This window comes from Sphingomonas sp. (genome assembly GCF_051962185.1).
In the GTDB taxonomy this organism is placed as follows: Bacteria; Pseudomonadota; Alphaproteobacteria; order Sphingomonadales; family Sphingomonadaceae; genus Sphingomonas.
The window spans coordinates 57,391-66,843 of record NZ_JBQCCN010000320.1 but is presented as its reverse complement, the minus strand read 5'-3'; the positions used below and the strand labels follow the sequence as shown (position 1 = coordinate 66,843).

At 65.1% G+C, this 9,453-nt stretch carries 11 protein-coding genes; 6 read left to right on the top strand and 5 right to left on the bottom strand.

Annotated elements, in window-relative coordinates; all coding sequences use genetic code 11:
* The 3 genes from carB to ACTHJR_RS19630 all read left to right on the top strand — a co-directional run.
* A partial coding sequence (gene carB / locus ACTHJR_RS19640) for a carbamoyl-phosphate synthase large subunit (RefSeq protein ID WP_440525111.1) occupies window positions 1-2,268 on the top strand: 2,268 nt, incomplete at its 5' end.
* A gap of 83 nt (window positions 2,269-2,351) precedes the next feature.
* Complete coding sequence (gene greA / locus ACTHJR_RS19635; RefSeq protein WP_440525110.1) at window positions 2,352-2,828, top strand: transcription elongation factor GreA; 477 nt, start codon at window positions 2,352-2,354, stop codon at window positions 2,826-2,828.
* Complete coding sequence (locus ACTHJR_RS19630) at window positions 2,825-3,454, top strand: rhomboid family intramembrane serine protease (protein ID WP_440525109.1); 630 nt, start codon at window positions 2,825-2,827, stop codon at window positions 3,452-3,454. Before greA ends, ACTHJR_RS19630 begins: the two co-directional genes overlap by 4 nt.
* A 175-nt stretch (window positions 3,455-3,629) precedes the next feature.
* Here the strand turns inward: ACTHJR_RS19630 and ACTHJR_RS19625 are convergent, their stop codons facing one another.
* Genes ACTHJR_RS19625 through ACTHJR_RS19605 form a run of 5 tightly spaced genes read right to left on the bottom strand, consistent with a single transcriptional unit; the run spans window position 3,630 to window position 5,549 of the window.
* Window positions 3,630-3,860 carry a DUF4170 domain-containing protein gene (locus ACTHJR_RS19625; protein ID WP_440525108.1) on the bottom strand — a complete coding sequence of 77 codons (231 nt, stop codon included), beginning with the start codon at window positions 3,858-3,860 and terminating at the stop codon, window positions 3,630-3,632.
* A 40-nt stretch (window positions 3,861-3,900) separates the two neighbouring features.
* Complete coding sequence (locus ACTHJR_RS19620) at window positions 3,901-4,371, bottom strand: hypothetical protein (RefSeq protein WP_440525107.1); 471 nt, start codon at window positions 4,369-4,371, stop codon at window positions 3,901-3,903.
* A 30-nt stretch (window positions 4,372-4,401) separates the two neighbouring features.
* Window positions 4,402-4,689: a DUF3618 domain-containing protein gene (locus ACTHJR_RS19615; RefSeq protein ID WP_440525106.1), complete on the bottom strand. Its 288-nt coding sequence runs from the start codon at window positions 4,687-4,689 to the stop codon at window positions 4,402-4,404.
* Window positions 4,686-5,042 carry a phage holin family protein gene (locus ACTHJR_RS19610; protein WP_440525105.1) on the bottom strand — a complete coding sequence of 119 codons (357 nt, stop codon included), beginning with the start codon at window positions 5,040-5,042 and terminating at the stop codon, window positions 4,686-4,688. Before ACTHJR_RS19610 ends, ACTHJR_RS19615 begins: the two co-directional genes overlap by 4 nt.
* Window positions 5,043-5,057: 15 nt before the next feature.
* Window positions 5,058-5,549 (bottom strand): hypothetical protein, encoded by a 492-nt coding sequence (locus ACTHJR_RS19605; protein WP_440525104.1) that lies wholly within the window; start codon window positions 5,547-5,549, stop codon window positions 5,058-5,060.
* 174 nt (window positions 5,550-5,723) lie between these two features.
* On the opposite strand from ACTHJR_RS19605, the gene eno reads away from it, so the two are divergent.
* From eno to ACTHJR_RS19590, 3 genes are all read left to right on the top strand, one after another.
* Complete coding sequence (gene eno, locus ACTHJR_RS19600) at window positions 5,724-7,004, top strand: phosphopyruvate hydratase (protein ID WP_440525103.1); 1,281 nt, start codon at window positions 5,724-5,726, stop codon at window positions 7,002-7,004.
* A gap of 219 nt (window positions 7,005-7,223) precedes the next feature.
* The gene (locus tag ACTHJR_RS19595; protein ID WP_440525102.1) at window positions 7,224-7,538 is read left to right on the top strand and encodes an FtsB family cell division protein; all 315 of its coding nucleotides are present in this window, start codon (window positions 7,224-7,226) and stop codon (window positions 7,536-7,538) included.
* Between the two features lie 62 nt (window positions 7,539-7,600).
* Window positions 7,601-9,361 (top strand): DUF885 domain-containing protein, encoded by a 1,761-nt coding sequence (locus ACTHJR_RS19590; protein WP_440525101.1) that lies wholly within the window; start codon window positions 7,601-7,603, stop codon window positions 9,359-9,361.
* Window positions 9,362-9,453 lie beyond the last annotated feature (92 nt).

Genomic DNA, 9,453 nt, shown 5'->3' with positions numbered 1-9,453 from the left:
TACGTCGTCACCAAGATCCCGCGCTTCGCCTTCGAGAAGTTCAAGGGCGCCGAGGCGGTGCTGTCGACCGCGATGAAGTCGGTCGGCGAAGTGATGGCGATCGGCCGCAACATCCACGAATCGATGCAAAAGGCGTTGCGCGGGCTGGAGACCGGCCTGTCGGGCTTCAACACCGTCGACCGCCTGGTCGGCGCGCCCAAGGATGAGATCGAGGCGGCGTTGGCCGTGGCGACCCCGGACCGGCTGCTGGTCGCGGCGCAGGCGCTGCGCGAGGGCTTCACCGTCGCCGAGGTCCATGCGATCGCCAAATACGATCCCTGGTTCCTCGAACGGATCGAGGAGATCATCGCCGCCGAAAACGAGGTGATCGCCAACGGCCTGCCGCAGGACGCCGCCGGCATGCGGCGCCTCAAGGCGATGGGCTTCAGCGACCGGCGCCTGGCCTATCTCGCGGTACAGTCGGTCGGCCTGCGCGACCGCTTCCCGGCGCGCAGCGGGCTGATTCACGAGGCGGTCAAGGCGATGGCCGGCGGGGTCAACGAGGACGAGGTCCGCGCACTGCGCCACAAGCTCGGCGTCCGCCCGGTGTTCAAGCGCATCGACACCTGCGCCGCCGAGTTCGACGCCAGGACGCCGTACATGTACTCGACCTACGAGGCGCCGGCGTTCGGCGCGCCCGAGGACGAGAGCCAGCCCTCGACGCGGCGCAAGATCGTCATCCTGGGCGGCGGTCCCAACCGGATCGGGCAGGGGATCGAGTTCGACTATTGCTGCTGCCATGCCTGTTTCGCGCTGGCCGATGCCGGGTTCGAGACGATCATGGTCAATTGCAACCCGGAGACGGTGTCGACCGATTACGACACCTCCGACCGGCTCTATTTCGAGCCGCTGACCGCGGAAGACGTGCTCGAGATCCTGCATACCGAGGCATCGGTCGGCGAACTGGTCGGCGTGATCGTCCAGTTTGGCGGGCAGACCCCGCTCAACCTGGCGCGCGCGCTGGAGAAGGCGGGAATCCCGATCCTCGGCACCAGCCCCGACGCGATCGACTTGGCCGAGGATCGCGAACGCTTCGCGGCCTTGGTCAACAAGCTCGGGCTGCTCCAGCCGGCCAACGGCATCGCGCGCAGCCGCGACGAGGCGGTCGCGGTGGCCGAGCGGATCGGCTACCCGGTGCTCATGCGCCCGAGTTATGTGCTCGGCGGCCGCGCGATGGAGATCGTCGACGGCACCCAGCAGCTCGACGATTACATCCAGACCGCGGTCCAGGTTTCGGGCGATTCGCCGGTGTTGATCGACCAGTATCTGCGCGACGCGATCGAGGTCGATGTCGACGCGATCAGCGACGGCACCGATGTCGTGGTCGCGGGCGTGCTCCAGCATATCGAGGAAGCCGGCGTCCATTCGGGCGACAGCGCCTGCTCGATTCCGCCGTATTCGCTCCCGGACGAGATCGTCGACGAGATCGAACGCCAGGCGGACGCGTTGGCGCGTGCGCTCAACGTCGTCGGGCTGATGAACATCCAGTTCGCGGTCAAGGACGGCAAGGTCTATCTGATCGAGGTCAATCCGCGCGCCAGCCGGACGGTGCCGTTCGTCGCCAAGGCGATCGGATCGCCGATCGCCAAGATCGCCAGCCGGGTGATGGCGGGCGAGAAATTGGCAAACCTGCCGACGATCGACCGCGACATCGGCTATTACGCGGTCAAGGAAGCCGTCTTCCCGTTCAACCGCTTCCAGGGGATCGATCCGGTGCTCTCACCGGAAATGAAGTCGACCGGCGAAGTCATGGGAATCGATCAGGATTTCACTGCGGCGTTCGGCAAGGCCGAACTCGGCGCGGGGACCATCCTGCCGGAGGGCGGGACGGTGTTCATCAGCGTAAAGGACAGCGACAAACCGGTGATCCTGCCCGGCGCCCGCGCCCTGGCCGACTTCGGCTTCACCGTCGTCGCGACCGGCGGCACCGCCGATTATCTCGCCCAGCATGGCGTGCCGGTCGAGCGGGTCAACAAGGTGGCGCAGGGTCGCCCGCACATCGTCGACCGGATCAAGGACGGCGGCATCGACATGATCTTCAACACGACCGAGGGCTGGCAGTCGCTGAAGGATTCGCAGCCGATCCGCCAAGCGGCGGTCGCGCAGAAGATTCCGCACTTCACCACGGCGTCGTCTTCGGTCGAAGCGGCGAAGGCTATTGTGGCGCTTGCAACGCGATCACTTGAAGTTCGGCCGTTGCAATCCTATCATTCGCACTCGCACAATTGATCCCCTGACACGAGAAACAGGTGCGGGCGGTTCCGGCAAGGGGCCGCTTGGGGATGAATATTTGATACGAGGGACCAGGGGATATGGCGACTGTTGAGAAGATGCCGATGCTGCAGGAGGGCTATGAAAAGCTCAATGCGGATCTGCGCCGTCTCAAAGAGGAGCGCCCCCAGATCGTGGATGCGATCGAGGAAGCGCGCGCGCACGGCGACTTGTCGGAAAACGCCGAGTATCATGCCGCCAAGGAGCGCCAGGGCCAGATCGAGGCGTCGATCGCCGATATCGAGGACAAGCTCAGCCGCGCGCAGATCATCGATCCGACCGAATTGTCGGGCGACAAGGTGATCTTCGGCGCGACCGTGACCCTGCTCGACGAGGACGACAAGCCGATCAAGTATCAGATCGTCGGCCAGACCGAGGCGGACGCCAAGACCGGCCGCATCAGCTACAATTCGCCGCTCGGCCGTGCGCTGATCGGCCGCAAGGTCGATGAAGAGGTCGAGGTCTCGGTGCCGGCCGGCGACCGTTATTATCTCGTTTCCAAGATCGAGTTCATTTGAACGGCTTCCATCTGCCGCGCGGTCGCACGACCGACGCGCTGATCGCCTTCATCATCGTCGCTGCCGTGGTGCAGTTGCTGCCGGCCGTCCATCAGGCGGCGTTCGGCTACAGCTTCTCTCCATTGCTGTTCGTGTCGGGCGGCTGGCGGTCGGAGCCGATGATCTGGCTGTCGCCCTTCATCTCGCAATTCCTGCTCGGCAGCGTCACCGCGGCGATGTTCAACACCGCGCTGATGCTGATCGTCGGACGCTATGTCGAAAAGGCGCTGGGCGGGGCGGGTCTGATCCTGGTGTTCGTCGCCGGCGCTTATGGCGGGGCGATCGCGCGGACCCTGCTGACGCCGGGCTCGATCATCCCCACCACCGGGATCGATGCGGCCTTCTTCGCCACGATCGGCGCCTATCTGATGCTCTACGGCATCCCGAGCGGGATTTCGGTCGCGCGCGGCTATTCGCGGCCGGTGCAGATTCTCGGGCTGGCGCTGCTCTGGGCGGCGGTCGAGATGCTCTTCATGCTGGTCGGCGGGTTCGAATTCTCGCTCAGCCTGGTCAATCCGCTCGGCGGGTTGCTGGTCGGCGCACTGATCGCGCGGCCGTTGCTGCGCTGGCGGTATCGGAAGGCCTGAGGGGCGGGGCGCGCTCCGCACTTCACCGCAGCTTTACACACCTCCCCGGCGAAGGCCGGGGTCCAGGATCAACGAGGCTGGTTAGTCGGATAGACGGCGGCGGGAGCCGAACTGGGCCCCGGCCTTCGCCGGGGAAGCGTGGTTTAGCGCCGTGCGAAAGTGTTCCCGCGCCGGCTCAGCTATGCGGCGCCTGCAGACTGGGGTCCGGCTCGAGCAGGCGGTGCAGATGCACCACCACGAACTTCATCTCGGCATCGTCGACCGTGCGCTGCGCGGCGCCGCGCCACGCTTTCTCGGCGCTGGCGTAATCGGGATAGATGCCGACGACCTCGATCGTCTTTTGATCGAAGTCGAGAGTTTGCGGATCCTTGACGCGGCCGCCGAAAACGAGGTGGAGCTTGCTCATGGCGCTGCCCATATCCTCCCCAGCGGCCGCGTTGAAGCGCCTATTTCGCCTTCTTGGCGCGTTTGGCTGGTGCCTCGGCCTCGCCGGTGCCGGCGTTCAGCGCGGCGTCCCCGGCGCTCGACACCGCCTTGGCCACCTGATCGATCAGTTTCGAGACCTGCGCCTTGGCCGCGTCCTTGCTGAGCGGCAGCGAGCCGAGTTCGGCCTTGGCGGCATCGCGTGCCGCCTCGGCGGCGCCGGCCGCGACGCCGTTGAGCCGCTTGCCCATCGGCCCGAGCAATTCGGTCTCGCGCTTGCTCTTGGGCAGCAAGGCGCCCGCCGCCAGGCCGATCGCGATGCCGCCGGCGACGACCGCCAGCGGATTGGTCTCGATCGCCTTGCCGGCGCGTGCCGCCGCCTTGCGCGTTTCATGCAGCGCGTCGTTGGTCGCGCCGCGGGCCGTCGCCAAAGCGGCTTCCATGCGGCCGGTCGGTTTGGTCTCGGCGGTGGTGTTCGGTGCAGTGTCGGTCATATCGTGTCCCTCATTCGATGGGGTAACTCGTCATGCGTCGGTCGGTTTCCGATGAAACAGGCGGGCGAGCGGTTTGCGCGCGACGAACGCGGTCAACAACGCGGCGACGCCGGCCGCGGGCAGGGGATTGCGCTTGACCGCCTCGATCCCCGATCGTGCCATGTCGCCGCCCACTTCCTTCAGTTCCTCGACAGCGTCACGCGCCAGCGCGCTCGGTTTGAGGCGCGATTGCAGCGCGACGACGGTCCTGGCGAGCTGCTGACGCGCCTGTTCGGAATTGGCTTCCGCTTTCGCCAGTTCGTCGTCGATCAGGTTCACGGACGCTCATCCTTGTCCTTGATCTCGGTCGCGCGCTTGACCAGCGTCCAGGCCGCCCAGCCCATCGCGACGACGATCAGCAGCCCGCCGCCCACCACGATCAGCGTCGCCCAGCCCGGGCCGACCAGCCTGCGCATCGTCAGCAGCAACCCCACCAGTGCCGCCACCACCACCGATTGCGCCAGCACCAGCGCGCCGATCCCGAACAGGATCGCGTTGCGCGCCTCGTCCAGCCGGGAGAACAGCCGCGCGCGATAGAGCTTGAGCTCCGCACGGACGAATCCCTCGCCATCGTCGATCAGACGGCTGACCAGCGACGGAATGCTGTCCTCGGGCTGCGGCTCCCCCTCCACGCGCTGCCGCTCGGATCAGGCTTCGCTGTCGCCGGCGGGCTTGTCGGACGCCTTGTCCGACCCCTTGTCTGACGAGGCGTCGAGCCCCGCCTTGACCAGCCGCGCCAAGACGAAACCGATCGCCGCCGCGGTGCCGATCGCCACCGCCGGGCTCTTCTTCACGAAGTCGCGCGCGTCGTCGATCAAATCGTCGACCTGCTTGGCCTTGAGCGTGCCCGAGAAATTGGACACCGCGTCGGCCGCCGAGCGGGCATATTGGCCATATTGCTCGCCGACCTTCTCGTCGACGGTGCCGGCGGCGTCGTGGAGCATCTGCGCCAGTTCGTCGAGCGCGGTCCCGGCGCGGCTCTTGCCGTCCTCGGCATAGCCCTTCGCCTTTTCGCCTGCGTCGTTGGCGAACTTGATGACATTGTCCTTGAGCGTCTGGGTGGCGCTCGGCTTGTCGGTATTGTTGGTGTCCGTGCCGCCGGTATCCCCCGGCGCCTGGTTCGATGCGGTATCGGCCATGGTACTCTTCCTCACAATTCCCAGTCGATGTCAGTCGACCTTACCTGTTTCAGATCGACAACCAAGGCGACGCTTGACGGTTCCGCTTGCGTGACAAGCGATTTGCCGCCCGCGCACGGAGTCGTTAGAGCGCCGCCGCGACGCCCCATCTCCTTAATCTAGGAAGACCGTTCCATGACCGCAATCATCGACATTCACGGCCGCACGATCATCGACAGCCGCGGCAACCCCACCGTCGAAGTGGAAGTGATGCTCGAGGATGGCTCGTTCGGCCGTGCCGCGGTGCCCTCGGGCGCCTCGACCGGGGCGCACGAAGCGGTCGAATTGCGCGACGGCGACAAGAGCCGCTGGTCGGGCAAGGGCGTGACCAAGGCGGTCGAGGCGGTAAACGGCGAGATCGCCGAGGCGCTGCTCGGCTATGATGCCGAGGACCAGGCAGAGGTCGACGCGGCGATGATCGCGCTCGACGGCACGCCCAACAAGGGCCGGCTCGGCGCCAATGCGATCCTGGGCGTCAGCTTGGCGACCGCCAAGGCCGCGGCCGATGCCCGGGGCCTGCCGCTCTATCGCTATGTCGGCGGGGTCAATGCGCACGTCCTGCCGGTGCCGATGATGAACATCATCAATGGCGGCGAACATGCCGACAATCCGATCGATTTCCAGGAATTCATGATCATGCCGGTCGGCGCGTCGTCGCTGTTCGAGGCGGTGCGGACGGGATCGGAGATCTTCCACACTTTGAAGAAGATGCTCCACGACAAGGGGCTGTCGACCGGGGTCGGCGACGAAGGCGGGTTCGCGCCCGACATCGCCAACACCACGGATGCGCTCGACTTCATCATGCGCGCGATCGAAGGGGCAGGGTACAAACCCGGCGACGACGTCATGCTCGCGCTCGACCCCGCCTCGACCGAATTCTTCAAGGACGGCAAGTATCACATCTCGGCGGAGGGCAAGGTGCTGACCCCGCACGAGATGGCGGCCTATTACGCCGATCTCGTCGCCAAATACCCGATCATTTCGATCGAGGACGGCATGGCCGAGGACGATTTCGAGGGTTGGAAGGCGCTGACCGACCTGGTCGGCGACAAGGTTCAATTGGTCGGCGACGACCTGTTCGTGACCAACCCGGCGCGCCTGTCCGACGGGATCGAGCGCGGCCTGGCCAATTCGATCCTGGTCAAGGTCAACCAGATCGGCACGCTGACCGAGACGCTGGCGGCGGTGTCGATGGCGCAGCGCCATTCCTACACCGCGGTCATGTCGCACCGTTCGGGCGAGACCGAGGATTCGACCATCGCCGACCTCGCGGTCGCGACCAATTGCGGGCAGATCAAGACCGGCAGCCTCGCGCGCTCGGACCGGTTGGCCAAGTACAACCAGCTGATCCGCATCGAGGAGGAACTGGGCGACGTCGCGGTGTTCGCGGGGCGGAGCGTGATCCGGGGGAAGTAATTTCAGTCCGTCATGCCGGACTTGTTCCGGCATCCAACGTGCAACGACGGACGGATTCCGTTGTGGAGGGTTGGACCCCGGGACGAGCCCGGGGTGACGATTGGAGGCGCTGGGCGTCCCCGGTGATTCAACTCGTCGCCGATCCGATTCATTTCGGCGTAACATGGTAAAAATACGGGTTGATCCACGAGTCGCGGTGCGCGACAAGGCGAACCCAAGATGTCTCGTCGCCGCACCACTTTCGCTTCCGTTTTCCGCCGTGCCGCCTTTCCCGCGCTCGCACTGGGGATCATGACGTTCTTCGGCATCTATGCCGTGGTCGGGAGCAATGGCGCGCTCGCTTATGGCGATTATCAGCATCTGCTCGCCAAGCGGCAGCAGCAGCTCGCCGAACTCAAGCAGAAACAGGCGGTGCTCGCCAATCGCGTGCAATTGCTCGACCCCAACAAGGTCGATCCCGACATGGCCGACGAGCTGACCCGCAAGCAGCTCAACGTGGTCAATCCCAATGAGGTCGTCGTTCCGCTCAAGTAAGCGGACTGGCGCAGCGCGCCGCAATCTGGCAGCACTCCCGACCATAAGGTTCGGAGAGACCAATGAAGTTCAAGCTGCTGGGCGCCGTCGCCTGCGTCGCGCTGGCGTCGTGCCATTCCTCGACCAATTCCACCAACGTCAATCAGACGACCGTCACCAACACGACCGCGCCGGCCGCCAAGCCGAGCCCCGCCAAGCCGTGGGCCGACTTCCGCGACGATTTCATCAATGGCTGGTTCAAGCTCGACCCCGCCTTCGCGGTCTATCAGGGCAAGCACGATTTCGACGGCATCATGCCCGATTGGAGCCCCGCCGGCCTCAAGGCGCAGGCCGATTTCCTGCACAAGGCGATCTCCGACGCGCAAGCCTATGACAAGACGCAGATGTCGAAGGACGATGCGTTCGAGCGCGACTATCTGATCCAGGTCGCCAAGGGTAAATTATTCTGGCTGGAGGATGCCGACCAGCCCCACACCAACCCGGCTTATTATGTCGGCAACGGGCTCGATCCCAACACCTATATCGCCCGGCCTTACGCCCCGGCGAAGGTGCGGATGGAAGCGATCATCAAATTCTTCCGCCAGGTTCCGTCGGCGGCGTGGAACATCCGCACCAATCTGCGCACGCCGATGCCCCAGAGCTTCATCAAATATGGCGTCGCGGCGTTCGCGGGCTTCGCGGACTATTATCGCGGCGACGCGCGCAAGGCGTTCGCCGGCGTCCACGACAAGAAAATGCAGAAGGACCTGAAGGACGCGTCCGAAGCCGCCGCGACGGTGATGAGCGATTTGTCCAAATGGCTCAACAACCAGAAGAAGACAGGCACTCAGGATTTCGCGCTCGGGGCCGACAAGTTCCGGCGCATGCTGCTCGAAACCGAAGGCGTCGACACGCCGCTCGATCAGCTCGAGGCGGCAGGCGAGGCGGATCTCGCCAAGAACCAGACGGCGCTGAAGGAAGCCTGCGCCAAATACGCGCCCAAGAAGACGATCCAGGCCTGCGTCAACAAGATGTCCGCCAACAAACCCGCAGGCAACGATCCGGTCGCCGAGGCGCGGCGCCAGATCCCGATGCTGCGCGCGTTCGTCGTGTCGCACGACCTCGTCTCGATCCCCGGCACCGAACAGGCGTTGGTCGAGGAAAGCCCGCCCTATAACCGGCAGAATTCGGCCTATATCGACCCGCCGGGGCCGTTCGATAAGGGCATCCCCTCGGTCTATTACATCTCGCCGCCCGACCCGAGCTGGCCCAAGGCCAAGCAATTGGGTTTCGTCCCCGGCAAGGCCGACCTGCTGTTCACCTCGGTGCATGAGGTGATGCCAGGGCATTTCGTCCAGTTCCTCCACGCCAACCGCTCGCCGTCGCTCTTCGGCCGGTTGTTCGTCGGCTATGCCTATGCCGAGGGCTGGGCGCATTATGCCGAGGAGATGATGTGGGGTGCCGGCCTGGGGAATGGCGATCCCGAGACCCATATCGGCGAATTGTCCAACGCGCTGCTGCGCGATTGCCGCTACTTGTCGGCGATCGGCATGCACGCGCGGGGCATGACGCAAGCCGATTCGTACAAGATGTTCCGCGAGCAATGCTATCAGGACGACGGCAATTCCGAGCAGCAGGCGGCGCGCGGAACCTATGACCCGGCCTATCTCAACTACACGCTCGGCAAGCTGATGATCCGCAAGCTGCGCGACGACTGGACCGCGACGCACGGCGGGCGCAAGGCGTGGAAGGCGTTCCACGACCAGTTCCTGTCCTACGGCGGCCCGCCGATCCCGCTGGTGCGCGGCGCGATGATGGGGACCGAGGCGAAGGCGGTTTTCTGACGGCATCCCTCTCCTGCGCACGGGGAGGGTAGTTTACGACGCTCGGTGGAGCGTCGCGCGGAAAGACGAGCGCCGATTTTCCGCCAAACGTC